This is a genomic window from Micromonospora sp. NPDC048169 (assembly GCF_040652815.1).
Classification (GTDB): domain Bacteria; phylum Actinomycetota; class Actinomycetes; order Mycobacteriales; family Micromonosporaceae; genus Micromonospora.
Window position 1 is genome coordinate 195,914 of sequence record NZ_JBEZMS010000001.1, and the last position, 24,149, is coordinate 220,062.

The 24,149-nt window shown below is 74.5% G+C and carries 30 protein-coding genes; 27 read left to right on the forward strand and 3 right to left on the reverse strand.

Annotated elements, in window-relative coordinates; all coding sequences use genetic code 11:
- Positions 1–177 precede the first annotated feature (177 nt).
- From ftsZ to AB0D28_RS00905, 14 genes are all read left to right on the forward strand, one after another.
- Positions 178–1,293: a cell division protein FtsZ gene (gene ftsZ, locus AB0D28_RS00840; protein ID WP_357380788.1), complete on the forward strand. Its 1,116-nt coding sequence runs from the start codon at positions 178–180 to the stop codon at positions 1,291–1,293.
- A gap of 9 nt (positions 1,294–1,302) precedes the next feature.
- Positions 1,303–2,049, forward strand: a complete 747-nt coding sequence (locus AB0D28_RS00845) for a YggS family pyridoxal phosphate-dependent enzyme (protein ID WP_357380790.1) — start codon at positions 1,303–1,305, stop codon at positions 2,047–2,049.
- A gap of 193 nt (positions 2,050–2,242) precedes the next feature.
- Entirely contained in the window at positions 2,243–2,944 is a 702-nt protein-coding gene (gene sepF, locus AB0D28_RS00850; protein ID WP_357380792.1) for a cell division protein SepF, read from the forward strand.
- A gap of 25 nt (positions 2,945–2,969) precedes the next feature.
- Entirely contained in the window at positions 2,970–3,275 is a 306-nt protein-coding gene (locus tag AB0D28_RS00855) for a YggT family protein (protein WP_357380794.1), read from the forward strand.
- A 41-nt stretch (positions 3,276–3,316) separates the two neighbouring features.
- On the forward strand, positions 3,317–4,117 hold the full coding sequence (locus AB0D28_RS00860; RefSeq protein ID WP_357380797.1) for a DivIVA domain-containing protein: 801 nt from the start codon (positions 3,317–3,319) through the stop codon (positions 4,115–4,117).
- A gap of 72 nt (positions 4,118–4,189) precedes the next feature.
- On the forward strand, positions 4,190–4,876 hold the full coding sequence (locus AB0D28_RS00865; RefSeq protein ID WP_357380799.1) for a hypothetical protein: 687 nt from the start codon (positions 4,190–4,192) through the stop codon (positions 4,874–4,876).
- A gap of 2 nt (positions 4,877–4,878) precedes the next feature.
- Positions 4,879–5,187 (forward strand): DUF167 domain-containing protein, encoded by a 309-nt coding sequence (locus AB0D28_RS00870; RefSeq protein WP_357380801.1) that lies wholly within the window; start codon positions 4,879–4,881, stop codon positions 5,185–5,187.
- Between the two features lie 22 nt (positions 5,188–5,209).
- On the forward strand, positions 5,210–6,715 hold the full coding sequence (locus AB0D28_RS00875) for a potassium/proton antiporter (RefSeq protein ID WP_357380803.1): 1,506 nt from the start codon (positions 5,210–5,212) through the stop codon (positions 6,713–6,715).
- Positions 6,716–6,939: 224 nt separating this feature from the next.
- Positions 6,940–7,359, forward strand: a complete 420-nt coding sequence (locus AB0D28_RS00880; protein ID WP_091268039.1) for a TraR/DksA C4-type zinc finger protein — start codon at positions 6,940–6,942, stop codon at positions 7,357–7,359.
- 67 nt (positions 7,360–7,426) lie between these two features.
- On the forward strand, positions 7,427–8,053 hold the full coding sequence (gene lspA, locus AB0D28_RS00885) for a signal peptidase II (RefSeq protein ID WP_357380805.1): 627 nt from the start codon (positions 7,427–7,429) through the stop codon (positions 8,051–8,053).
- Positions 8,050–8,994: an RluA family pseudouridine synthase gene (locus tag AB0D28_RS00890; protein WP_357380808.1), complete on the forward strand. Its 945-nt coding sequence runs from the start codon at positions 8,050–8,052 to the stop codon at positions 8,992–8,994. The genes lspA and AB0D28_RS00890 overlap by 4 nt, the downstream gene beginning before the upstream one ends.
- Before the next feature lies 1 nt (position 8,995).
- Positions 8,996–9,841 (forward strand): hypothetical protein, encoded by an 846-nt coding sequence (locus AB0D28_RS00895; RefSeq protein WP_357380810.1) that lies wholly within the window; start codon positions 8,996–8,998, stop codon positions 9,839–9,841.
- Between the two features lie 140 nt (positions 9,842–9,981).
- Positions 9,982–11,511, forward strand: a complete 1,530-nt coding sequence (locus tag AB0D28_RS00900; protein WP_357380812.1) for an ATPase — start codon at positions 9,982–9,984, stop codon at positions 11,509–11,511.
- A gap of 48 nt (positions 11,512–11,559) precedes the next feature.
- Positions 11,560–12,447 (forward strand): DUF2567 domain-containing protein, encoded by an 888-nt coding sequence (locus tag AB0D28_RS00905; protein WP_357380814.1) that lies wholly within the window; start codon positions 11,560–11,562, stop codon positions 12,445–12,447.
- Here the strand turns inward: AB0D28_RS00905 and AB0D28_RS00910 are convergent.
- Positions 12,413–13,117 carry an LON peptidase substrate-binding domain-containing protein gene (locus AB0D28_RS00910; protein WP_357380816.1) on the reverse strand — a complete coding sequence of 235 codons (705 nt, stop codon included), beginning with the start codon at positions 13,115–13,117 and terminating at the stop codon, positions 12,413–12,415. The genes AB0D28_RS00905 and AB0D28_RS00910 overlap by 35 nt on opposite strands.
- 108 nt (positions 13,118–13,225) lie before the next feature.
- Here AB0D28_RS00910 and hisD point away from each other — a divergent pair, with 108 nt between their 5' ends.
- From hisD to hisF, 12 genes are all read left to right on the forward strand, one after another.
- The gene (hisD, locus tag AB0D28_RS00915) at positions 13,226–14,551 is read left to right on the forward strand and encodes a histidinol dehydrogenase (protein ID WP_357380818.1); all 1,326 of its coding nucleotides are present in this window, start codon (positions 13,226–13,228) and stop codon (positions 14,549–14,551) included.
- On the forward strand, positions 14,548–15,621 hold the full coding sequence (locus tag AB0D28_RS00920) for a histidinol-phosphate transaminase (protein ID WP_357380820.1): 1,074 nt from the start codon (positions 14,548–14,550) through the stop codon (positions 15,619–15,621). Before hisD ends, AB0D28_RS00920 begins: the two co-directional genes overlap by 4 nt.
- Positions 15,618–16,229, forward strand: a complete 612-nt coding sequence (gene hisB / locus AB0D28_RS00925; RefSeq protein ID WP_357380822.1) for an imidazoleglycerol-phosphate dehydratase HisB — start codon at positions 15,618–15,620, stop codon at positions 16,227–16,229. Before AB0D28_RS00920 ends, hisB begins: the two co-directional genes overlap by 4 nt.
- 5 nt (positions 16,230–16,234) lie before the next feature.
- Positions 16,235–16,396, forward strand: a complete 162-nt coding sequence (locus tag AB0D28_RS00930) for a hypothetical protein (RefSeq protein ID WP_357381191.1) — start codon at positions 16,235–16,237, stop codon at positions 16,394–16,396.
- Positions 16,396–17,016, forward strand: a complete 621-nt coding sequence (hisH, locus tag AB0D28_RS00935) for an imidazole glycerol phosphate synthase subunit HisH (protein WP_357380824.1) — start codon at positions 16,396–16,398, stop codon at positions 17,014–17,016. The genes AB0D28_RS00930 and hisH overlap by 1 nt, the downstream gene beginning before the upstream one ends.
- A 31-nt stretch (positions 17,017–17,047) precedes the next feature.
- A complete protein-coding gene (locus tag AB0D28_RS00940) occupies positions 17,048–17,368 on the forward strand; it encodes a hypothetical protein (RefSeq protein ID WP_357380826.1) in 321 nt (106 codons plus the stop codon).
- A gap of 19 nt (positions 17,369–17,387) precedes the next feature.
- A complete protein-coding gene (priA, locus tag AB0D28_RS00945) occupies positions 17,388–18,116 on the forward strand; it encodes a bifunctional 1-(5-phosphoribosyl)-5-((5-phosphoribosylamino)methylideneamino)imidazole-4-carboxamide isomerase/phosphoribosylanthranilate isomerase PriA (RefSeq protein ID WP_018785235.1) in 729 nt (242 codons plus the stop codon).
- Complete coding sequence (locus AB0D28_RS00950; RefSeq protein ID WP_357380828.1) at positions 18,113–18,529, forward strand: Rid family hydrolase; 417 nt, start codon at positions 18,113–18,115, stop codon at positions 18,527–18,529. Before priA ends, AB0D28_RS00950 begins: the two co-directional genes overlap by 4 nt.
- An 81-nt stretch (positions 18,530–18,610) precedes the next feature.
- Positions 18,611–19,057 (forward strand): MarR family transcriptional regulator, encoded by a 447-nt coding sequence (locus AB0D28_RS00955; RefSeq protein ID WP_357380830.1) that lies wholly within the window; start codon positions 18,611–18,613, stop codon positions 19,055–19,057.
- A 1-nt stretch (position 19,058) separates the two neighbouring features.
- Positions 19,059–19,484, forward strand: coding sequence for an organic hydroperoxide resistance protein (locus AB0D28_RS00960; RefSeq protein WP_091045350.1), 426 nt, complete (start codon positions 19,059–19,061; stop codon positions 19,482–19,484).
- 52 nt (positions 19,485–19,536) lie between these two features.
- A complete protein-coding gene (locus tag AB0D28_RS00965; protein ID WP_357380832.1) occupies positions 19,537–20,544 on the forward strand; it encodes an NADP-dependent oxidoreductase in 1,008 nt (335 codons plus the stop codon).
- A gap of 88 nt (positions 20,545–20,632) precedes the next feature.
- A complete protein-coding gene (gene hisF, locus AB0D28_RS00970) occupies positions 20,633–21,400 on the forward strand; it encodes an imidazole glycerol phosphate synthase subunit HisF (protein ID WP_357380834.1) in 768 nt (255 codons plus the stop codon).
- A 6-nt stretch (positions 21,401–21,406) separates the two neighbouring features.
- Here hisF and AB0D28_RS00975 read toward each other — a convergent pair whose 3' ends face one another.
- Entirely contained in the window at positions 21,407–21,868 is a 462-nt protein-coding gene (locus AB0D28_RS00975) for a hypothetical protein (protein WP_357380836.1), read from the reverse strand.
- A 115-nt stretch (positions 21,869–21,983) separates the two neighbouring features.
- The gene (locus AB0D28_RS00980) at positions 21,984–22,619 is read right to left on the reverse strand and encodes a hypothetical protein (RefSeq protein ID WP_357380838.1); all 636 of its coding nucleotides are present in this window, start codon (positions 22,617–22,619) and stop codon (positions 21,984–21,986) included.
- Positions 22,620–22,678: 59 nt separating this feature from the next.
- Between AB0D28_RS00980 and AB0D28_RS00985 the strand changes: the two genes are divergently transcribed.
- Positions 22,679–24,130 (forward strand): PLP-dependent aminotransferase family protein, encoded by a 1,452-nt coding sequence (locus tag AB0D28_RS00985; protein ID WP_357380840.1) that lies wholly within the window; start codon positions 22,679–22,681, stop codon positions 24,128–24,130.
- The last annotated feature ends 19 nt before the right edge of the window (positions 24,131–24,149 follow it).

Sequence of the window (24,149 nt, forward strand, 5' to 3'; positions counted from 1 at the left end):
TCCTGGCGCGGCGGCGCATACGTTGCCCCGAAGAGATCAGTGGTTGACATAACTCTAAGCCTCTAGTAGAGGGTGAGGGTTCAGCCCGTCGGAGGCGACGAAGGACATGTTCGACCGCTGATCCGGCCAAGCCGTGTGGGGTCGGCCCATGCCAATCTCGAAGGGAAAGGACCGGAGATGACACCTCCGCACAACTACCTGGCGGTCATCAAGGTCGTCGGCATCGGGGGCGGCGGCGTCAACGCCGTCAACCGGATGATCGAGGTTGGGCTCAAGGGCGTCGAGTTCATCGCGATCAACACCGACGCGCAGGCGTTGCTGATGAGTGACGCCGACGTCAAGCTCGACGTGGGCCGGGAGCTGACCCGGGGACTGGGCGCGGGCGCCAACCCGGACGTCGGCAAGAACGCCGCGGAGGACCACCGCGACGAGATCGAGGAGGTCCTCAAGGGCGCGGACATGGTGTTCGTGACCTGCGGCGAGGGCGGTGGCACCGGCACCGGCGGCGCGCCGGTGGTGGCGAACATCGCCCGCAAGCTCGGCGCGCTCACCATCGGCGTGGTCACCCGGCCGTTCTCGTTCGAGGGCAAGCGCCGGCAGGTCCAGGCCGAGGCGGGCATCGAGGAGCTGCGCAACCAGTGCGACACGCTCATCGTGATCCCGAACGACCGGCTGCTCGCGCTCGGCGACCGCAACATCTCCATGATGGACGCGTTCCGCACCGCGGACCAGGTGCTCCTCTCCGGTGTCCAGGGCATCACCGACCTGATCACCACGCCGGGCCTGATCAACCTGGACTTCGCCGACGTCAAGAGCGTGATGAGCGGCGCCGGCAGCGCGCTGATGGGCATCGGCAGCGCCCGCGGCGAGAACCGCGCCGTGGAGGCGGCCGAGGCGGCCATCTCCAGCCCGCTGCTGGAGCAGAGCATGGACGGCGCGCGCGGCGTGCTGCTGTCCATCGCGGGCGGGTCGGACCTCGGCCTGTTCGAGATCAACGACGCGGCGCAGCTGGTCACCGACGCGGCCCACCCGGACGCGAACATCATCTTCGGCGCGGTCATCGACGACGCGCTCGGCGACGAGGTGCGGGTCACGGTGATCGCGGCCGGCTTCGACGGGGGCACGCCGGCGTACAAGGCGGTGGAGCCGCCGCGCAAGAGCAACCAGAACCCGCCGGCCCAGCCGAACGCGCCGGCGAGCCCGCCGGCCACCATGCCGGCGCCGCAGCAGCCGTCGCGCCGGGTGCTCTTCGACGACGTCGACGTGCCCGACTTCCTCAAGAACGGGTCCTGAGCCGCGCCGATGACGGAGTCACAGACGGCGGTGCGGCCCGAGCGGCGCGCCGAACTCGCGGCCGGACTGGCCCGGGTCCGGGCCCGCATCGCCGACGCCTGTGCGGCGGCCGGGCGGCAGCGCGACGAGGTCACACTGGTCGCGGTGACGAAGACGTACCCGGCGGCGGACGTGGTCGCGCTGGCCGGTCTGGGCGTGACCGACGTCGGGGAGAACCGCGACCAGGAGGCGGCGCCGAAGGCCGAGGCGGTGGCCGCGGCCGGGGCGTCGCCGCGCTGGCACTTCATCGGCCAGCTGCAGCGCAACAAGGCCCGTTCGGTGGTCCGGTACGCCGACGTGGTCCAGTCGGTGGACAGCGTCCGGCTGGCCGCCGCGCTGGACGCCGCGGCCGGCGCCCTCCGGGACCGGCCGCTGGACGTGCTGGTGCAGGTGAGCATCGACGGCGACGCGGCCCGGGGCGGGGCGCTGCCGGGCGCGGCCGACCCGCAGCGCGGGCTCGACCCGGTGGCCGCGGCGGTGGCCGGCGCCGACGGTCTGCGGCTGGCCGGCCTGATGGCGGTGGCGCCGCTGGGCTGGGAGCCGGACCGGGCGTTCGCCCGGCTGGCCGAGGTGGCGGCGGCCCTGCGGGCCGACCAACCCGGCGCCACGGCGCTGTCGGCGGGCATGAGCGGAGACCTGGAGAGCGCGATCGGGTACGGCGCGACACATGTCCGTGTCGGCAGCGCGTTGCTCGGAATGCGCCCTGCGCTGCGGTAGCCTCACCACGACGGAAGCAAATTACATCAGTGTTGTTCAGGACGGCGTTCCCGTAGCCGGGGGCCGTGACGGGCGGACCGCGAACCGCACGTCAGGGGATTGCCGATCCGGTCCGGTGGGCATGATCGTCCACTCGTGATCAAGCGACACGGCACGGGGGCGCGTGCCGCACGGCGGACGGAAGGGCGCGGGGATGGGTGCACTGCGCAAGGCGGGGGTCTGGCTCGGTCTCGTCGAGGAGGACGACGAGCGGGCGTACGAGGACGGTGGCTACGACAAGGGTGGCTACCGGGACTCGTCGCGCTACCGGTCGAGCCGGTACGCCGAGGAGTTCGCCGACGAGGACGACGACGAGGCCGAGGAGCCGCCGACCACGCGTAGCCGGCTCGGCGAGCGCGGCCGGCTGTCCGAGCGCGCCTCCAGTCGCCCGGCCGACACCGACCGGGGCGAGACCGAGCGCCCGGAGCGGGTCGATCGCTCCAGCGTACGGTCGATCACCCGGTCCTCCGCCGGGGACACGTCGGGTGCCCTGACCTACCACACCCGGGACAATCTCGCCCTCGCGCCGCAGGCCCAGCCGCGCGAGCGGGAGCGCGTGGCGCCGGAGGACGAGCAGCGCTACCAGATCACCACGCTGCACCCGACCACGTACCGCGAGGCGCGGACCATCGGCGAGCACTTCCGCGACGGCGTACCGGTGATCATCAACCTCACCGAGATGGACGAGGCGGACGCCCGCCGGCTCGTCGACTTCGCCGCCGGGCTCGCGTTCGGTCTGCGCGGTACGATCGAGCGCGTGACCAACCGGGTGTTCCTGCTCTCACCGGCCAACGTCCAGGTCACCGCTGAGGACAAGGCCAAGATCGCTGAGGGCGGCTTCTTCAGCCTGAGCTGACCATGACCGAGGGACGTCGCCTGCCGTGTTGTCGATCCTGTTCCAGGTGCTCTACCTGGTGCTGTACATCTTCCTAATTGTCCTTTTGGCGCGCTTCGTGCTGGGCGCGGTGCTGGCCTACGGTCGCCGCTGGCAGCCGGGCCGGGGAGCGTCGGCGGGACTGGAAGTCGTGTGGAGCGTCACTGATCCGCCCCTGCGAGCGTTGAGGCGTGTGATCCCGCCACTGCGAATTGGTACCGTGAGCATCGACCTGGCCTCCCTTGTGCTCCTGGTTATCCTGTTCGTGCTGATGGAGTTCGTGTTTAGGCGCCTGATCTTCGCGTTTGCCTGACCAGAGCGCTTTCGCGGCCGCAACTGACCCGAGGAGTTTCGATGCCGCTGACCCCGGCCGACGTTCACAACGTCGCCTTCAAAAAGCCGCCGATCGGCAAGCGGGGGTATGACGAGGAGGAGGTCGACGCCTTCCTGGACGAGGTCGAGCGCGAGCTGGCCCGTCTGATCGAGGAGAACAACGAGCTGCGCGCCCAGGTGGAGCGCGGCGGTCGGGGTGGCGCTCCCGCCGGCCCCGGCGGTGACGCCCGCCTCGCGGCGGAACTCAACGACGTCAAGGCCCAGCTCGACCGGGTGCAGCGGGACAAGGCGGCCGCCGAGCAGGCGGCCCGTGCGATGCAGGCCGAGCTGGAGCAGGTACGCGCGCAGGGTGGCCCGGCCGGCGTGACCGGCGACGGCGAGCAGCAGGCGCTGCGGGTGCTCATGATGGCCCAGCGCACCGCCGACGACCACGTCTCCGACGCCCGTCGCGAGGCCGACCAGCTGCTCTCCGAGGCCCGTTCCAAGGCCGAGGAGGTCACCCGGGAGGCGCGCGCCAAGGCCGACGCCCTGGAGCGGGACGCCCGCCAGCGGCACCAGGAGGCCATGGGCGGCCTGGACGCCAAGCGCACCGCGCTGCAGAAGCACATCGAGGAGCTCAAGCAGTTCGAGCGCGAGTACCGCACCCGCCTCAAGGCCTACCTGGAGAGCCAGCTGCGTGACCTCGACGGTCGCGGCCAGGGCCTCGAGGTGGAGATGAACCGCGAGGGCAACCGCGCCACCGGCAGCAACGGTCTCGCCGCGGCCGGCCTGGCCGGCTCCTACGGCGGTGGCCGCGCGGGCTCGCTCGAGTCCGGCCGCTGATCCCGCGTCGGTGGCCGTCCCAGTGACGGCCACCGACCGCCCAGACCGACACGACGCGGCCGGGGGTGAGCCGTGGTAGCCGCCAGCATCCTGCTCATCCTCGTCGCGGTCGTGCTGCTGATCGCCGGCCTCGCCGGCGGATCCAGCCTCCTTCTCATCGTCTCGATCGCGGCCAGCCTGCTGTCCGCCGTCGCCTTCGTCGCGTTCGCCCGCCAGGCCGCCGCGGCGCGGGCCACGGCCGGCCGGGAGACCGGGCCGCGGCTGCGGACCCCGCACACCGTTCCGTCCCCTGACGAACCGGTGAGCCCGGTCCCGCACCACACGTCCACGGTCGGCGCCGGCGGACCCGGGTGGCGGCAACCGCCCGGGTCGCCGGTGACCGAGCCGGACGACCCACCGCCGCCGGCCGCGTACTCGCCGCCGTTCGACGCCGGGCCGGACGAGGAACCCGCGCCCTACTCGCCGCCCGGCCCACGCGTCCCGGAGGCCCCGCGCCCCACCTCGCCGGCACCCGGCGAGGCGTTCGACGGCGACCCGCCGGCCGAGTTCCTCTCCTCCGGGGAGGTCGCCCGGCTGGTCCGGCTGCCCGCCGACGTCCTGGTGGTGGACGGGCACCCCCGCTTCCATCTGCCCGACTGCCCGCACCTGGTGGGCCGGGACGACGAGCCACTGCCGGTGGCCGAGGCGGTCGGTCTGGGCTTCACCCCGTGCGCGCACTGCGCCGCCGCCACCACCCTGCTCGCCGAGGCTCCGCGCTGACCATGACGACCGCTGACGACACGCTCACCGTCGCGGTGCGGGTGAAGCCCGGGGCGGCCCGCGCCCGGGTGGGCGGCCGGTTCGACGGCCCGTACGGGCCCGCGCTCGTCGTCGCGGTACACGCGCCGGCGGTGGACGGCCGCGCCACCGAGGCGGCCCGCCGGGCACTCGCCGACGCGCTCGGCGTCCGGCCGGCGACCGTGTCGCTGCGCTCCGGCGCGGCGAGCCGGGACAAGCTCTTCCTGGTGGAGCGCCCGCACGACGGGCTGCCGGAGGTGCTGCGCCGGCTGCGCGACGGCAGCACGGCGTGAGGTCCGGTCGGGCCGGCCGGCGATGACCCCGGGGCTCGACGTCGCGTTGCTCGTGGGCGCCGCCGTGCTGCTGGTCGCGGTGGGCGCGGTGCGGTTCTCCACCCGGCTCGGCGTACCGAGTCTCCTGGTCTACCTGGCACTGGGCGTGCTGCTCGGGGAGGCCGGTCTGGGCATCCGGTTCGACGACGTCGAGCTGACCCGGGTGCTCGGCTTCTGCGCGCTCATCGTGATCATCGCGGAGGGTGGTCTGACCGCGCGGTGGAGCACGTTACGGCCGGTGCTCGGCCTGGCCGCGGCGCTGTCCACTGTCGGTGTCGTGGTCAGCATCGTGGTCGTCGGCGTGGTGGTACACCTGCTGCTCGGCCTGGACTGGCGGCTGGCGCTGCTCTACGGCGCGGTGCTCTCCTCCACCGACGCGGCGGCCGTGTTCGCCACGCTGCGCCGGCTGCGCCTGCCGCCCCGGCTGGTGGCCGCGCTGGAGGCCGAGTCCGGGGTGAACGACGCCCCGGTCGTGCTGCTGGTGCTGCTGCTGTCCCGCGCCGGGGCCGAGGTGGCCCACCCCTGGTGGTACGAGGTGCTGCTGCTCGGCTACGAGCTGAGCGCCGGCGCGGCGGTCGGGGTCGGCGCCGGGCTGGCCGGCCGGTACGCGCTGCGCCGGGCGGCGCTGCCGTCGGCCGGCCTGTACCCGATCGCTGTGGTCGGTTTCACCGTGCTGGCGTACGCGGCCGGGTCGGTGCTGCACGCCTCGGGTTTCCTCGCCGTCTACGTCGCGGGCGTGCTGCTCGGCAACTCCAGGCTGCCGCACCGGCAGGCCATCCTCGGCTTCGCCGACGGGCTGGCCTGGCTGGCCCAGATCGGCCTGTTCGTGCTGCTCGGCCTGCTGGTGTCGCCGAGCCGGCTGGATGCGGCGGTGCTGCCGGCCGTGATCACCGGGCTGGCGCTGCTGCTGCTCGCCCGGCCGTTGTCGGTGGCGATCTCCGCGCTGCCGTTCCGGGTGAACCTGCGCGAGCAGCTCTTCCTGTCCTGGGCCGGGCTGCGCGGCGCGGTGCCGGTGGTGCTGGCGACCATCCCGTTGTCGTTGCACGTGCCGGGGGCGGGCCGCCTGTTCGACGCGGTCTTCGTCCTGGTGGTGATCTTCACGTTGCTCCAGGCGGGCACGCTGGCGCCGGCGGCCCGCCGGCTGGGCGTGACCGCGCCGGCCGAGGCGAGCGAGATCCTGCTGGAGACCGCCCCGCTGGAACGGATGCGAGCCGACCTGCTCCAGCTCGAGGTGCCCGCCGGGTCGCGGATGGCCGGGGTGCACGTGGACGAGCTGCGCCTGCCGGTCGGGGCCGCCGTCACCCTGGTGCTGCGCGACGGTGCCGGTTTCGTGCCCGGCCCGGACACCCGGCTCAAGATCGGGGACAGCCTGCTCATCGTCGCCACGGCGGGCGTGCGGGACGAGACCGAGCGGCGGCTGCGTGCGGTGAGCCGCCGGGGCCGGCTGGCGAGGTGGTTCGGGGAGTACGGCGAGGAACCGGCCCGCTGATCTGCTACGGTTCCTTTTGCCCCGATTGATGGCAGTCCGGGGCGGATACGTGGGACGACGGTGCGGCACGTTGTCGGACGCCTGTACGTTCCGTATTCTTGCCAACCTCCGGAGTGCACGGCGGTCCCGTTCGCCGTGCACCCTTCCGTACGCGGAGACGCCGACGAGGGCGTCCCCGCCCACGTACCGCTGACCGCCGCGCCATGCGGCTGAGGGAGCTGACGATGGCGAAGCCAGCCGACACCAGGACCGCCGGTCGCAAGCCGGTGGCGAAGGCCACCCGCAGCGCGGCGGAGACCGAGAAGATCCGGGCCGCCCTGGCGGCACGGCGGGACGAGCTCAACGCCGAGTACGATCAGACGCTGAGCGAGATCACCGAGCTGCAGCGCGACCGGCTGACCGACTCGGCCGGGGACGACCAGGCCGACACCGGGACCAAGACGTTCGAGCGCGAGCAGGAGATCTCACTCGCCAACAGCATCAAGGAGCGGATCACGCAGGTCGAGCGCGCGCTGGAGCGGCTCGACGAGGGTGGCTACGGCTGGTGCGAGCGGTGCGGCAACCCGATCCCGGTGGAGCGGCTCGCCGCGTTCCCGTCGGCCACCCTCTGCGTGAGCTGCAAGCAGCTGGAGGAGCGGCGCTGATCACCGCTCCCCGGCGGCCGAACGGCAGACGGTGACCGCCACCGTCGCGAGCGTCGATGGGGAGCAGATGACCGCAGCACCGCCCGCCGGGTCCGGCACCACCGAGACAGGCGCCGGCACGCCCCGCCGCAGGGCGGTCACGCTGCTGCTCGGCGTCTCCCTGTTCTCGCTCCTGGCGGACCTGGGCACCAAGCAGCTCGCGCTCAGCGAGCTGCCCGGCCGGGAGCCGGTGTCGGTGCTCGGCGGCGCCGTCTACTTCACGCTCACCCGCAACAGCGGCGCGGCCTGGAGCATCGGTTCCGACCACACCTGGGTCTTCCCGATCATCACGTTCGTGGTGATCGGGTGGATCGCCTGGATGACGCTGCGGCTGCGCTCGCTGCCGTGGGCGGTGTCGCTGGGCCTGGTGCTGGGCGGCGCGCTGGGCAACCTGATCGACCGGATCTTCCGCGCGCCGGGGCACTTCGTCGGCCACGTCGTCGACATGATCAGCCTGTTCGGGCCGTACGGCGAGTACTACCCGGTGTTCAACCTGGCCGACAGCTCGCTGGTGTGCGGCGTGGTGCTCGCGGTCTTCCTGGAGCTGACCGGCCGGCAGCGCGACGGCTCCCGGCTGCGTGACCAGAAGCGCGACGACAAGCGCGACGACAAGCGCGACGACGCCACCACGGCCGAGCAGCGGGAGAGCGCATGACCTCCGCCTTCGCCGCCGGCGGCGACACCCGCTCCCTGCCCGTGCCCGACGGCCTCGACGGCATGCGCCTGGACCAGGCCGTGTCCCGCCTGTTCGGGCTCTCCCGCACCGCCGCCGCCGGTCTGATCGACGCCGGCGACGCGCTCGTCGACGGCGTCGCCCGGCCCAACTCGCACAAGGTCAAGGCGGGCTCGTGGCTGGAGGTCACGCTGCCCGCGCCGCCCGCCCCGCCGACTGTGGTGCCGCAGGCGGTGCCCGGCCTGACCGTGGTGTACGCCGACGACGACATCGTGGTGGTGGACAAGCCGGTCGGGGTGGCGGCGCACCCGAGCCCGGGCTGGACCGGCCCCACCGTGATCGGCGGGCTGGCCGGCATCGGCCACCGGATCTCCACCAGCGGCGCCGCCGAGCGGCAGGGCGTGGTGCACCGGCTCGACGTGGGCACCACCGGGATCATGGTGGTGGCCAAGAGCGAGCGCGCGTACACCTCGCTGAAGCGGGCGTTCAAGTACCGCGAGGTGGAGAAGCGCTACCACGCCGTGGTGCAGGGCCACCCGGACCCGTCGAGCGGCACCATCGACGCGCCGATCGACAGGCACCCGCACCACGACTACCGCTGGGCGGTGGTCTCCGGCGGCAAGCCGAGCATCACCCACTACGACACGATCGAGGCGTTCCCGGCGGCCAGCCTGCTCGACGTGCGGCTGGAGACCGGGCGTACGCACCAGATCCGGGTGCACTTCTCCACGCTGCGGCACCCCTGCGTGGGCGACCTGACCTACGGCGCGGACCCGACGCTGTCGGCCCGGCTCGGGCTGTCCCGGCAGTGGCTGCACGCCCGCTCGCTGAGCTTCGCGCACCCGGGCACCGGCGACGCGGTGACGTTCGTCAGCGAGTACCCGGACGACCTGGCCCGGGCGCTGGAGATCCTGCGCGACTGACGTGAGCGACCATCCCGCGCCGCCGCGCCGGTCCCGGTCCGCCGCGCTGACCTGGCTCGCGCTGGCCTGCGCGCTCGTGGTGCTGGTGGTCGCCGTGGCGCAGCGGCGGGACCGTCCGGCGAGCGACCGCACGGTCGGCGAGGTCACGAGGGTGGGCGTGACCGGCGGCGCGAGCATCCCGGAGTACCTGCGCGCCGCCGGGGACGAACTGGCCCGCCTCGACGCGCCCGACGGCTACGCGCTCGTCTCGTTCGGCGACTATCTGACCCCGGCGCGGGCGGCCGCCGTGCTGGACGGCACGCGGGTCTCGGCGGTGGTGGCGCGGGTGCCGCTGCCCGGCCGGCAGACCGAGATCGTCCGGATCGCGGCGCTGCGCCTGCCGCGGGACGTGGTGGCCGGGATGGCCGGCGTCGCCGGGCGCAAGGACCGGGAGGCCGCCGACTACCGCTCCCGCGCCGCCGCCACCGCCGATCCGGAACTGCGCCGGGTGTACGACGGCGGCGCCGACGTCGCCGTCCGCGAGGCGGCGGCGTACCGGACGGGCTGCGCCTGCGTCTACGCCGCGGTGGTGAGTGCCGCGCCGGACGCCCTGCGGGCGCTCGCCGGCCGGCCCGGCGTCCGGGTGGTGGACCCGGCGCCGGAGGTGCGCCGCCTGGACCGGAGCGTGTTCACCCCGCCGCTGCCCGAGCAGCGTGACGTGGCCCGGCCACCGGCCGACACCTGGCACGCGGAGGCAGGCGGAATGGGCGATTCGTCGGAAGCCGCACGGACGGTGAGCGGACCTTCACCGACCGCCCCCGCGCCACCCGCCGGTTCCGGGGCACCCAATCCCGCTCCCACCTCCTGAGACGTCCAGGCACGCGGCGACCCGGCGGATCCCATCGTGCGGCGGGCCGACGGGCGATGTGCGGCGCGGGGAGTGGTCCGAATAGGGTTTCGTTCGTAGCCTGTCAGGCGGAGATCGATGGGCTGGGGGAGGGCGAATCCTTGGACGGCAGCGAGACCGGCTGGGGTCGGCAGGGCGAGCCGGCACCGCGGTGGCGGGCGCTGCTCGACCGGGCCCGGCTCGGCGGTCGCGGCGCGGAGCACGCCGACGCCGACCGGCACGTCGAGGAGCAACCGGCCCCGCCGCCCGACCCGCTGCCGCGTCGTGGCGCGGGCACCGGCTGGACCGGTCGCGCCACAGCCGTCGGTCGCGCCCCCGACGGGTCGTACGGCGCCGAGCCCGGTTACCGGGCCGAGGCCACGTTCCGGGTCGACCCGGCCTTCCGCGCCGATCCCCGCCGCGACGGCGAGCCGGCCTACCGGGCCGACCCGGCTTACCGCAGCGACCCGGAGCCGTCCTGGCGTGCCGGGCAGCCCTACCCGCCCGACCCGCCCCGGCGTGCCGACCCGTCGCTCGCGCCCGAGCAGCCCTTCACCGCCGAGCCGCGCTCGGAGCCGTCCTGGCGGCCCGAGCCCGCCCGCCCGGAGCCGCTCGGCCGGGCCGAGGCGCCGGCCGAGTCCCGGTACTCCCTTCTCGACGGTGGCTACCGGCCCGCGCCGCCGCCGGCCGAGTCCCGCTACGCGCTGCTCGACCGGGGCCGCTACCGGCCCGACGCGCCGCCGGCCCCGGAGCCGGTGGTGCCCGCGCCACGCCGCCCGCTGGAGGGGCGCTCCGGCCGGGCCGAGGCGTCCCACGCGCAGTGGCGTGCCCCGGAGCCGGACCCGGAGGTGGAACGGGCGACCAGCGTGCTGCGCCGCGAGCTGGGCACCCCGAGGGTGCTCGCCTTCGCCAACCCCAAGGGCGGGGTGCACAAGACCACGGCGACGGTGCTCGCCGCCGCCACGGTGGGCAGCGTACGCGGGCGCGGCGTGCTCGCCTGGGACGACAACGAGCTGCGCGGCACGCTCGGTCTGCGGGCCGGCAGCGCCCGGCACGCCCGCACCATCCGCCACCTGATCCACGACCTGGCGCAGATCGAGATCCTCGAGGGCAACACGCTGCTGTCGCACCTCGACGACTACCTGCGGCACGCCTCCGACGGCTCGTACGACGTGCTGGCCGGTGAGGAGAGCCCGCGCTTCGCCCAGCGGCTCGACCAGTTCACCGTCAAGCGGGTGCTGGAGCTGCTGCGCCGCACCCACGAGGTGGTCTGCGTGGACACCGGCAACAACGTGGAGAGCCCCAACTGGCGCACCGTCATGCAGGCCGCCGACCAGCTCGTGGTGACCACCGTGCCGCGTGAGGACGCGGCGTTCAGCGCGGACTGGATGCTCGACCTGCTGCACGAGGTGGGCATGGGCGAGCTGGCCGACAACGCGGTCACGCTGATCTCCTGCCCGACGCCGGGGCGCACCTCGCTGCAGGACGACCTGGAGCGGCACTTCGCCACCCGTACCCGCGCGGTCGCCGTGGTGCCGTACGACCCGGCGCTGGAGACCGGATCCTCGATCGAGTACCACCAGCTCCAGGCCGAGACCCGCGACGCCTGGCTCAAGGCGGCAGCGGTGATGCTGGAACCGTTCGCGCGCTGAGCGCCGACCACCGCCCCGCGTCGTGCCCGGGCCTGAGAGGATCAACGCGTGAGTCCGGACACCAGTGAGCCCGAGCGGGCGCGCGAGCGCGGCGACGGCGAGGCCCCGCGGCCGGGCGACGCCCCGCGTCCCGGCGAGGCCCCGCGGCCGGGCGAGGCCCCGCTGCCCGGCACCGCCCCGCGTCCCGGCGGCGACGTGTGGCCCGGGGCCGCTCAGCCGCCCGGCTGGCCCGGCGGCCTGCCGGTGCCGGCCGGCACACCGGTCACCGCCCCCGGCGCCGACCCGCTCGCCGGGCATCCGTTCGTGGCGGCGGAACTGCCCGGTGCCGCCCGGTCGCGCCGTCCGCTGCTCACCGCGCTCGGCGTGGTCGGGCTGCTCACCGCGCTCGGCGTACCGCTCGGCCTGCTCTGGGCGTGGCTGGCGCCGGCCACCCCGGTACGCCAGACCCCGGCCGGCGCGGTCTACACCACGCCGCAGCCGGAGCAGCCGATCGCCGCGGACGGCTGGTTCAGCCTCCTGACGCTCGGCTTCGGCGTGCTCGCCGCCATCGCACTGTGGGTGCTGCTGCGCCGCCGGCGTGGCCCGGCGGGCCTGCTCGCGGTGACGCTCGGCGGCATCGGCGCGGCGGTGGTTGCCTGGCAGGTCGGCCGCCGGATCGGGCTGTCGACGTTCCAGCGGCTGGTGGAGACCGCGCCGCCGGGCACCGCGTTCACCAAGCCGGTCGACCTGCGCGCCGGTGGCGTCGACTGGTACGGCCCGTTGCCGCTGCCGCACGGTAACCTGCTGCTCGCCGCGTTCGGCGCCGCAGTCACGTACACGCTGCTGGCGGGCTGGTCGCGGTGGCCGTCGCTGCGGCCGGAGCCGGAGCCCGACGCCGCCTGGCCGCCGCCCCCGCCCGGGTTCAGTTCGGCGCCGGGGGACCAGCCAGCTCGCTGAGCGGCACCGGCACCGCGCGCACCCGCCGCAGCAACGCCGTCTCCCGGTTGAGCAGGCGCAGCTCGGCGCGGAGCCGGCCGGCCGTGTCGTCGACGGCGAGCAGCCGCTGCCGGTCGGCGACGGTCAGCGCGGCGGTCGCCGCGACCAGGTGCGACAGGACCGTGGCATCCTCCGGCAGCTGCTCGGTGATCTCCTGCTGCTCGGGCCGGATCAGCCCGAGATACTGCCGGAACACCGAGATCACCCGGGCCGCGAGCAGGTCGGCGGTCTCGTCCGGGCCGTCCGGCTCCGGCAGCCACTCCACCTCGGCGGTGAGGTACGGCTCGGTGGAGGCGTCGACCTCGGCGACCCGGAACCGTCGCCGCCCCACAGTGACGATGTCGAAGCCGCCGTCGGCAAGCTCGGTGACCTGCCGCAGCTCGGCGGTGCAGCCGACCTCGTGCAGCGTGACCTCGCCACCGGCCGGCCCGGAAAGCCCCGGCGGCCCGGCCGGCGCCACCTCCCAGCCGGCCCGGATCGCCACCACGCCGAACTCGCGCGGCGCGCCCTCGGGCAGCCCGACGAGGTGGCGCACCAGCGCCTTGTAGCGCTCCTCGAAGATGTGCAGCGGAAGGACCAGCCCGGGGAAGAGGACGGTCCCGAGCGGGAACACCGGCAGCCGTGCGCTCACGTGATCGAGCGTATCGCCAACGCGCCCGCCCGCGCGTGTCCCGGCTCACCGTCCCGGCGTGCGGGCGGGCCCGGCCGGTGGCCCGGTCGGCGGCCTAGACTCGCAGGCGTGTTGAATCGGATCGACCTGCGCGGCGGGGTCCGTGACCCGCGCCGCCTGCTGCCCCGTGCCCAGCTCGACGTCTCCGTGGCGGTCGAGCGGATCCGCCCGCTCGTGGAGGCGGTCCGGGACCATGGGTACCCGGCGATCCGGGAGGCCAGCGAACGGTTCGACGGCGTCTCCCCGGAGCGGCTGCGGGTGCCGGTCGAGACGATCCGCGCCGCCGAGGGCGAGCTGGACCCGCAGGTCCGCGCCGCGCTGCTGGAGTCGATCACCAGGGCCCGCAAGGTGCACGCCGACCAGCGCCGCACCGACCACACCACGACTGTGGTGCCCGGCGGCACGGTGACCGAGCGGTGGGTGCCGGTCGACCGGGTCGGCCTCTACGTCCCCGGCGGCCTGGCCATGTACCCGTCGACGGTGGTGATGAACGTGGTCCCGGCCCAGGCGGCCGGGGTGCGCTCGCTGGTGGTGGTGAGCCCGCCGCAGAAGGACAACGACGGCCTGCCGGACCGCCGGGTCCTCGCGGCCTGCGCGCTGCTCGGCGTGGACGAGGTGTACGCGGTGGGCGGCGCCCAGGCGGTCGCCATGCTCGCCTACGGCGCGGGCGTCGACCCGGCCGGCGACGAGCGCTGCGAGCCGGTCGACATGATCACCGGTCCGGGCAACATCTGGGTCACCGCCGCGAAGCGGCTGCTGCGCGGCGTGGTCGGCATCGACGCCGAGGCCGGCCCGACCGAGATCGCGATCCTGGCCGACGACACCGCCGACCCGGCGCACGTCGCCGCCGACCTGATCAGCCAGGCCGAGCACGACCCGCTGGCGGCGAGCGTGCTCGTCACCCCGTCCACCGCGCTGGCCGACGCGGTCGACGCCGAACTGGCCCGGCAGGCGCCGGCGGCCAAGCACGCCGAGCGGATCGGCACCGCGCTGCGCGGCGAGCAGAGCGGCGTCGTCCTGGTCGACGACCTGGAGGCCGGACTGCGGGTGGTCGACGCGTACGCGGCCGAGCACCTGGAGATCCAGACCGAGAACGCCCGCGAGTGGGCGCTGCGGGTCCGCAACGCCGGGGCGGTGTTCGTGGGCGCCTGGTCGCCGGTGTCGCTCGGCGACTACTGCGCGGGCTCCAACCACGTGCTCCCCACCGGCGGCTGCGCGCGGCACTCCTCGGGGCTGTCCGTGCAGTCGTTCCTGCGCGGCGTGCACCTGGTCGAATACACGCAGGACGCGCTGCGCGACGTGGCGCCGCACGTGGTGACGCTGGCGACGGTGGAGGACCTGCCCGCGCACGGCCAGGCGGTCAGCGTCCGGTTCGGCGAGGGCGGCGCGTCGTGACCACGCTCGACGACCTGCCGATCCGCGACGACCTGCGCGGGCGTATGCCGTACGGGGCGCCGCAGCTCGACGTGGCGGTACGGCTGAACACGAACGAGAACTCCTACCCGCTGCCCGAGCCGGTGGTCGAGGCGATCGGCAAGGCGGTCGCCGCCGAGCTGCGTGACCTCAACCGCTACCCGGACCGGGACGCCGTGGCGCTGCGCGCCGACCTGGCCGCCTACCTCGGCCACGGGCTCACCGCCGAGAACGTGTGGGCGGCGAACGGCTCCAACGAGATCCAGCAGCAGCTGCTCCAGGCGTTCGGCGGTCCCGGGCGCACCGCGCTCGGCTTCATCCCGGCGTACTCGATGCACCCCCTGCTGGCACTCGGCACCGGCACCCGGTGGGTGCCCGCCCCGCGCGGCGCGGACTTCGGGCTCACCGCCGACGAGGCGGTGGCCCAGGTCCGCGAGCACCGGCCCGACGTGGTGTTCCTCTGCTCGCCGAACAACCCGACCGGCACCGCGCTGGACCCGGCGGTGGTCGCCGCCGTGCTGGACGAGGCACCAGGCATGGTGATCGTGGACGAGGCGTACGCCGAGTTCGCCCGCCCCGGCACGGTCAGCGCGCTCGCCGTGCTGCCCGGCCACCCGCGGCTGGTGGTGACCCGCACCATGAGCAAGGCGTTCGGCTTCGCCGGCGGCCGGCTCGGCTACCTGGCCGCCGACCCGGCGGTGGTGGACGCGGTGCAGCTGGTCCGGCTGCCCTACCACCTGTCCGCGCTCACCCAGGCCGCGGCCCGCGCGGCGCTGGCGCACCGGGACGCCCTGCTCGGCACCGTGACCGCGATCAAGGAGCAGCGGGACCGGATCGTCGCCGAGCTGCGCGCCCGGGGCCACCGGGTGGCCGACAGCGACGCCAACTTCGTGCTGTTCGCCGTCGCGGGGGACCAGGCGGTGGCCTGGCGTACCCTGCTCGATGCCGGCGTCCTGGTACGCGACGTCGGCCTGCCCGGCTGGCTGCGCGTCACCGCCGGCACCCCGACCGAGACCGACGCATTCCTCACCGCGATGGAGAGAGTTTCATGAGCCGGATCGCCCGGATCGAGCGGGTCACAAACGAGACGAAGGTGCTCGTCGAGATCGACCTCGACGGCACCGGCAAGGCCGACATCTCCACCGGAGTCGGCTTCTACGACCACATGCTCAACCAGATCGCCCGGCACGGGGGCTTCGACCTGACCGTGCACACCGTCGGCGACCTGGAGATCGACGCGCACCACACGATGGAGGACACGGCGCTCGCGCTGGGCGCCGCGTTCGACCGGGCGCTGGGCGACAAGGCCGGCATCCGGCGGTACGGATCGGCGACCGTCCCGATGGACGAGGTGCTGGTCCGGGCCGCCGTCGACCTGTCCGGCCGCCCGTACGTGGTGCACGACGAGCCGGCGCTGGCGCCGTACATCGGGCCGGTCTACCCGACGAGCATGACCCGGCACATCTGGGAGTCGTTCGGCCAGTCGGCCCGGATCACGCTGCACGTGGACGTGCTGCGCGCGGCCCGGCTCGGCGGCCACCCGGACGCCCACCACGTGGTCGAGGCGCAGTTCAAGGCCGTTTCCCGCGCGTTGCGGGAGGCCACCGCCCTGGACCCGCGGAACGCGGGTGTGGTGCCGTCGACGAAGGGCGCTCTCTAATGAAGGTGCTGCCCACTCTTCTGCTGATCCTGGCCGGCCTGCTGCTCGGCGGGACGTGGTCGCTGCTCAAGCAGGGCGCCCCCCGCGCCGCCGTGGTGATCACCGGCCTGCTGGCCGTGCTCGCCACCGCCGCCGGGGTGCTCTGGCTGCTGCCGGGGGAGAGCTGATGGCACGGGTGGTGGTGCTCGACTACGGCTCGGGCAACCTGCGTTCGGCCGAGCGCGCGGTGGCGCGGGCCGGCGCCGACGTGACAGTCACCGACGACCTGGACGCCGCCGCGTCGGCCGACGGCCTGGTGGTGCCGGGCGTCGGCGCGTTCGCCGCGTGCATGGCGGGGATCGAGGCGCTGGGCGCCGGGCCGGTCATCGCCGACCGGGTCGCCGCCGGGCGGCCGGTCCTGGGCATCTGCGTCGGCATGCAGATCCTCTTCGGGCACGGCGAGGAGCACGGCGTGGTCACCAAGGGGCTCGGGCTGCTGCCCGGGGGCGTGACCCGGCTGCCCGCGCGGCGGCTGCCGCACATGGGCTGGAACACCGTGCGGCCGCCGGCCGGCTCGGCGCTGTTCGCCGGCCTGCCGGAGGACACCCGGTTCTACTTCGTCCACTCCTACGGGGTGACCGACCCGGCGGCGCTGGCCGAGGCGGGCGCGACGGTGACGACCGCGCACCACGGCGCGGACTTCGTCGCGGCGGTGGAGCGGGGGCCGCTCTCGGCCGCGCAGTTCCACCCGGAGAAGTCGGCCGACGCCGGGGCCGCGCTGCTGCGCAACTGGCTCGGCACGTTGTGACCGGCCCGCTGGCGGGCACGCGGGCGTCGGCGTGAGCAAGGAGCGGGCCCGCCGCCGCGCGGAGCGCGAGGCCGAGCAGGAGCGGGCGCGCGCCGTCCGCGCCCGCCGGGTGGCACGCCGGGAGCGGCGTCGTTCTCTGGTACGCCGCCTGACGCCGTCGCTGCGGCGCGGGCGTACCGGCCGGCTGCGCCGGCACACCCGCCGCGAGCGGGCGACGATCCTGGTGCTCACCGCGACCGCGGTGGTCGCCATCTGGAGTCTGGTGGACGACCTCGCGCTGCGGCTGGTGCTGGTCGTGTTGTTGTTGCTGGTCCTGCCCGCGATCGTGGTGATCGCGCTGGACCGTCGTTGAGGACCCGAGGAGAGAAGCGTTGAGCCTCACCCTGTTGCCCGCCGTGGACGTCGCCGACGGCCAGGCCGTCCGGCTCGTGCAGGGCGCCGCCGGTAGCGAGACCGCGTACGGCGACCCGCTGGACGCGGCTCTGGCCTGGCAGTCCGACGGTGCGGAGTGGATCCACCTGGTCGACCTGGACGCCGCGTTCGGGCGGGGCTCCAACGCCGCGCTGCTCGCCGAGGTGGTCGGCAAGCTGGACGTGAAGGTGGAGCTGTCCGGCGGCATCCGCGACGACGAGTCGCTGCGGGCGGCGCTGGGCACCGGGGCGGCCCGGGTCAACATCGGCACCGCCGCGCTGGAGGACCCGCAGTGGTGCGACCGGATCTGCGGCGAGTACGGCGACCGGGTGGCGATCGGGCTGGACGTGCGCGGCCGTACCCTGTCGGCGCGCGGCTGGACCCGCGACGGCGGTGACCTGTACGAGGTGCTGGCCCGGCTCGACGCCGCGGGCGCGGCGCGGTACGTGGTCACCGACATCACCAAGGACGGCACCATGCGCGGGCCGAACCTGGACCTGCTGCGCGAGGTGTGCGCCCGCACCGACGCGCCGGTGATCGCCTCCGGCGGCGTGTCCACGCTTGACGACCTGCGGGCGCTGGCCACGCTGGAGCCGGTGGGCGTGGAGGGCGTGATCGCCGGCAAGGCGCTCTACGCGGGCGCGTTCACCGTCGCCGAGGCGCTGGCGACGCTGCGGGCCGGCGCGTGACGACCGAGCCGCCCGCCGACGCCGGGGTGGTGACCCGGCTCGGTTCGGGCGGCCCGTGGGAGGCGCTGTACGGCTACTCCCGGGTGGTGCGGGCCGGCGCGCTGGCGATCACCGCCGGCTGCACCTCCACAGTTGACGGCCGGGTGGCGCACGCCGGTGACGCGGCGGCGCAGACCGCGCAGGCGATCCGGATCGGTCTGGACGCGCTGGCCGAGGTCGGCGCCGGGCCGGCGGACGTGGTGCGGACCCGGATGTACGTCACGGACCGGCTCTACGCCGACGAGGTGGGCCGGGCGCACAACGCGGTGTTCGGCCCGGTGCGCCCGGTGGCCACGATGGTGGTGGTGGCCGGGCTGATCGACCCGGATCTCCTGGTCGAGGTCGAGCTGGAGGCGTATCTCCCCGTCGGCTGACGGTGGTCCGGGGCGCGTCGCGCGCCCCGGACCACGCGCCGATCGGTTGTGCACAACTTAGTTGTGCGTTACGGTTCCACGGTGACCGATGATCTGGTGCTGCGCCGGCAGGTGTGCTTCGCGCTCTACGCGGCGTCGCGCGCCCTGACCGACGTCTACCGGCCCATCCTCGACGAGCACGGCCTGACCTACCCGCAGTACCTGGTGCTGCTGGTGCTCTGGGAGCGCGACGACGACGCCCCCACGGTCTCCGAGCTCGGCGGTCAGCTCCGGCTCGACTCCGGCACCCTCTCCCCGCTGCTCAAGCGGCTGGAGGCGGCCGGTCTGGTGGTGCGTACCCGATCGGCGGCGGACGAGCGCCGGGTCGAGGTGGGCCTCACCGACCGGGGCCGGGCCCTGCGGGAGCGGATGGGTGACGTGCCGCGGCGGGTGGCCGCCGCCACCGGGCTCACCGAGGACGAGCTGGTCTTCCTCCACGGCATCCTCACCCGGGTCACCGAGACGATCCACCGACAGAAGGAGCAGTGACATGCAGGTGCTCTACACCGCCTCCGCCCGCGCCACCGGCGACGGCCGCGACGGTCACGTCCGGACCTCCGACGGCACGGTCGAGCTGGACCTCGCCGTACCGAAGGAGATGGGCGGCGCCGGCGGCGCGGCCAACCCGGAGCAGCTCTTCGCGGCCGGCTACGCGGCCTGCTTCCACTCCGCGCTGCGCGTGGTGGCCCGCCAGGCCAAGGCGGACGTCTCCGGCTCGGTCGTCGAGGCCGAGGTGGGCATCGGCCCGAACGGCAGCGGCGGTTACGGCCTCGCCGTGACGCTCGTGGTGGACCTGCCCGCGGTCGAGCGCGCGGCCGCCGAGCAGCTGGTCGACGCGGCCCACCAGGTCTGCCCCTACTCCAACGCGACCCGTGGCAACGTCGAGGTGACGCGCACGGTCCGCGAGGCCCGGTGAGCACGAGGAGCGCGGCGCAGCGGAGCCCCGCAGTGCGAACCGAGGAGGTCTGGTGAGCGAGGCGAGCGTCAACAGGGAGATCCACCTGGCGTCCCGGCCGGACGGCTGGCCGACCGCGGAGAACTTCCGGCTGGTCACCACCGAGGTGCCGACGCCGGGCCCGGGACAGGTGGTGGTCCGCAACCGGTTCATGTCCGTCGACCCGTACATGCGCGGGCGGATGAACGACGTCAAGTCGTACGTGCCGCCGTTCGCGCTCGACGCCCCACTGGACGGCGGCGCGATCGGTGAGGTCGTGTCCGGTGAGGCCGGGGGCGTCAAGCCCGGTGACACGGTGCTGCACGGGCTCGGCTGGCGCGAGTACGCGCTCGTGGACGCCAAGGGCGTACGCACTGTCGATCCCGACCTGGCGCCGGTCACCGCGCACCTGAGCGTGCTCGGCATGACCGGGCTGACCGCGTACGCCGGGCTGCTCGACGTGGCCGCGATGAAGCCGGGGGAGACCGTGTTCGTCTCCGGCGCGGCCGGTGCGGTGGGCAGCATGGTCGGCCAGATCGCGAAGCTGCGCGGCGCCGGCCGGGTGATCGGCAGCGCCGGTTCGGCGGCGAAGGTCGAGCGGCTCACCGCGCTCGGCTTCGACGCCGCCTTCGACTACCACGACGGGCCGGTGTCCAAGCAGCTCAAGGCCGCCGCCCCGGACGGCGTCGACGTGTACTTCGACAACGTCGGCGGCGAGCACCTGGAGGCGGCGATCGGGGCGATGAACCCGCACGGCCGGGCCGCCATCTGCGGCATGATCGCGCAGTACAACGCCACCGAGCCGCCCGCCGCGCCGCACAACCTGGCGCTGGTGATCGGCAAGCGGCTGACGCTCCGCGGCTTCCTCGTCAGTGACCACGGTCACCTGCGAGAGCAGTTCGTGCGGGAGGTGGCGGGCTGGCTGCGCGAGGGCCGGCTGTCGTACGACGAGACGATCGTCGACGGCATCGAGCAGGCCCCCGAGGCGTTCCTCGGCCTGCTGCGCGGCGAGAACCTCGGCAAGATGCTGGTCCGTCTCTGACCGGCGCGAACGCACACACCGCAGCGGGCGGTGGTGACCGGCCTCACCGGCGGGTCACCACCGCCCGCGCGTTCGTTAGGCTCGGGGCATGACGGTGGCGGTACGGGTCATCCCGTGTCTGGACGTGGACGCCGGGCGCGTGGTCAAGGGGGTCAACTTCCTCGACCTGCGCGACGCCGGCGACCCGGTGGAGCTGGCGGCGGCCTACGACCGGGCCGGCGCGGACGAGCTGACCTTCCTCGACGTCACCGCCTCGTCCAGCGACCGGGGGACCATGCTCGACGTGGTGCGGCGCACCGCCGAGTCGGTCTTCATCCCGCTCACCGTGGGCGGTGGTGTCCGCCGGGTCGCCGACGTCGACACGCTGCTGCGCGCCGGGGCGGACAAGGTCGGCGTGAACACCGCCGCCATCGCCCGGCCGGAGTTGATCGCCGAGATCGCCGACCGGTTCGGCCGGCAGGTGCTGGTGCTCTCGCTGGACGTGCGCCGCGCACCGCACGGCACGACGCCGAGCGGCTTCGAGGTGACCACGCACGGCGGACGGCGGGGCACCGGCCTGGACGCGGTCGAGTGGGCGGCGCGCGGCGCCGAGCTGGGCGCGGGCGAGATCCTGCTCAACTCGATGGACGCCGACGGCACCAAGGCCGGGTTCGACCTGCCGCTGATCCAGGCGGTCCGCGAGGTGGTCGACGTGCCGGTGATCGCCAGCGGCGGCGCGGGCGAGGTGGCCCACTTCCCGCCGGCCGTCGGCGCGGGTGCGGACGCGGTGCTCGCGGCGAGCGTCTTCCACTTCGGCGAACTCACCGTCGGCGAGGTCAAGGACGCGCTGCGCGGCGCCGGGCACCCGGTGCGCTGAGGCGGGTCACTGCCGGCCGGGGTGCCCCTCGGGGGAGCGGCGCGGCATCGGGATCGACCGGACCACGTACTCCTGCACGGCGGCGGCGTGGTCGTTCTCGTCGAGGTGCCACTCGCTCTCGGCGGGCGGGTGCCGCCGGGTCAGCACGCCCTGCACCGTGTCCACCGTGGTGCCGAGCCCGGCGCTGGGGCGGGTGCGCCAGAGCCGCTCACCGTCGGCGGTGACCCGGAACCAGCCGTCGGCGACGCTGACCAGACCCGCGCCGACCAGCCGCCGGACCGCGCCCTCCACCTCGTGCCGTTCGGGGATGGCCTGGTTGAGGTGGTCGGCGGTGGAGAGGACGTCGGCCAGGCGGACACCCTCCGGCCTGCGTGTCGCGGCGGCCCGCCGGTGCCGGCCGGCGCCACTGGCGATGACAAGCGCGACGAAGATCCAGGCGTCGCTCCAACGCCATCCGTTCTCCCCCATGCAGGAATGATGCCCGGCCGCGACGGCGGAGGAAACACCTGGTTTCCCGCTTGTGTGTCGCCGCAGCTCAACGCGTTGCGCGGCGTCCCGGCCGTGGCGGTCGGCCCGGTGATGATCACGTAGCGTAAGCACCGGCCGCCGGGCGTGGCGGCAGCGCGAAGACCGGGATGAAGAACTGGGCCAGCGGGCCGATGGTCAGCGCGTACGCCACGGTGCCGAGACCGACGGTGCCGCCGAGCAGCCAGCCGAGCGCCAGCACGGTGACCTCGATGACGGTGCGGACCAGCCGGACCGAGAAGCGGGGGTGGCGGGCGACGAAGCCGGTCATCAGCCCGTCGCGTGGGCCGGGGCCGAGCCCGGCGCCCAGGTAGAGCCCGGTGGCGGCGCCGTTGGCGACGATCCCGGCGACGAGCAGCGCGACGCGGGCCGGCAGGCCGTCGCCGGCCGGCAGCACGGCCAGGGCAGCGTCGACGACCAGGCCGATCACCACGACGTTGCTGACCGTGCCGAGGCCGGGTCGCTGCCGCAGCGGGATCCAGAGGACGAGCACGAGGGCGCCGACCGCGATGGTGACGGTCCCGAAGGACAGGCCGGTCTGCCGGGCGAGTCCCTGATGGAACACGTCCCACGGGTCCAGTCCCAGCTCGGAGCGGATCATCAGCGCCATGCTCAGGCCGTAGAGGACCAGTCCGGCGTAGAGCTGGGCGAGCCGTCGTACCGGCCGGTGCCGGAGATTGCCAAGCTGTGCCATGCATGCCACCCTAGGTGCCAATCGTGGTTGTCGAGGGTGCCAATTTCGGGGGTGTGGCCATGACCAGCCAGGTGCGCGGCGTCCAATTGGCGCGACTCCTCGGTCAGTGGCACGCACTGCCAGGCCGTCGGCGCAGCCCCGACTACGCCGCGCTCGCCGGCGCCGTCCGCGGGTTGCTCGCCGACGGGCGCCTCCCCCTCGGGGTACGCCTGCCGGCCGAGCGGGAACTGGCCGAGGCGCTGCGGATCAGCCGGACCACTGTCACCGCCGCGTACCGGGAACTGCGGGAGAGCGGCCACCTGGCCAGCCGCCGGGGCGCGGGCAGCTGGACCATGCTGCCCGGCGGGCACCGGGTGGCCAGCACCGGGCTGTGGACGCCGCTCGACGACCGCGACATGATCGACCTCGGGGTGGCCGCGCTGTCCGCGCCCCCGCAGCTCGTCCCCGCCGCCCGGGCCGCGGCCGAGGACCTGCCCCGCTACCTCAGCGGCGCCGGCTACCACCCGACCGGCATCATCGAGCTGCGCGAGGCGGTGGCGCGCGGGTACACCGAACGTGGCCTGCCCACCAGCCCGGAGCAGATCATGGTCACCAACGGCACCCAGCACGCGCTGGACCTGGTGCTGCGGCTGGCCCTGTCGCCCGGCGGCGCGGTGCTCGTCGAGTCGCCCACCTACCCCAACGCGCTCGCCGCGCTCTCCGCCCGGCGGGCCAGGATCGCCACGCACGGCCTGTCCGACGAGGGCTGGGACGCCGAACTGCTGCTCGGCAGCCTGCGGCAGACCCGGCCGAAGCTCGCGTACGTGATTCCCGAGTTCCAGAACCCGACCGGCCACCTGATGGCGGCCGACCTGCGCGAGCGGCTGGTCGGGACGGCCCACGCGGCCGGCACCGACCTGGTGGTCGACGAGTCCTTCGTCGACCTGCCGCTCGACGACACCACGCTGCCGCCCCCGGTGGCGGTCTTCGACAGGCACTCCCGGGTGATCAGCATCGGCGGCATGAGCAAGCCCTACTGGGGTGGGCTGCGGATCGGGTGGGTACGCGCCTCCGCGCCCCAGGTGCAGCGGCTGGCCGCGGCCCGGGTCGGGGTGGACATGGCCAGCCCGGTGCTCGACCAGCTCGTCGCAGTGCACCTGCTCACCGAGGCGCCGGCCATCGTGGCCGCCCGCCGGGCCCAGCTCGTCACACAGCGGGACGCCCTGGTCGCGGCGCTCGCCGACCGGCTGCCCGACTGGCGGGTGCGGGTGCCCGGCGGCGGCGTCACGCTCTGGGCCGAGCTGGACGGTCCCATCTCCAGCGCGCTGGCCCGCGCGGCCGAGGAGGTCGGCGTACGACTGGCGCCCGGACCCCGGTTCGGCCTGGACGGGACGCTGGAGCGCTTCCTGCGGCTGCCCTTCACGCTTCCCGCCGCCGAGCTGGTGGAGGCGGTCGGGCGGCTCGCCGCGGTCCGCTACGACCTGGACCGGACCAGCCGCCCGCAGTGGCGGGAACCCAGCGTCATCGCCTGACCGCCCGCCCGATCCGGTG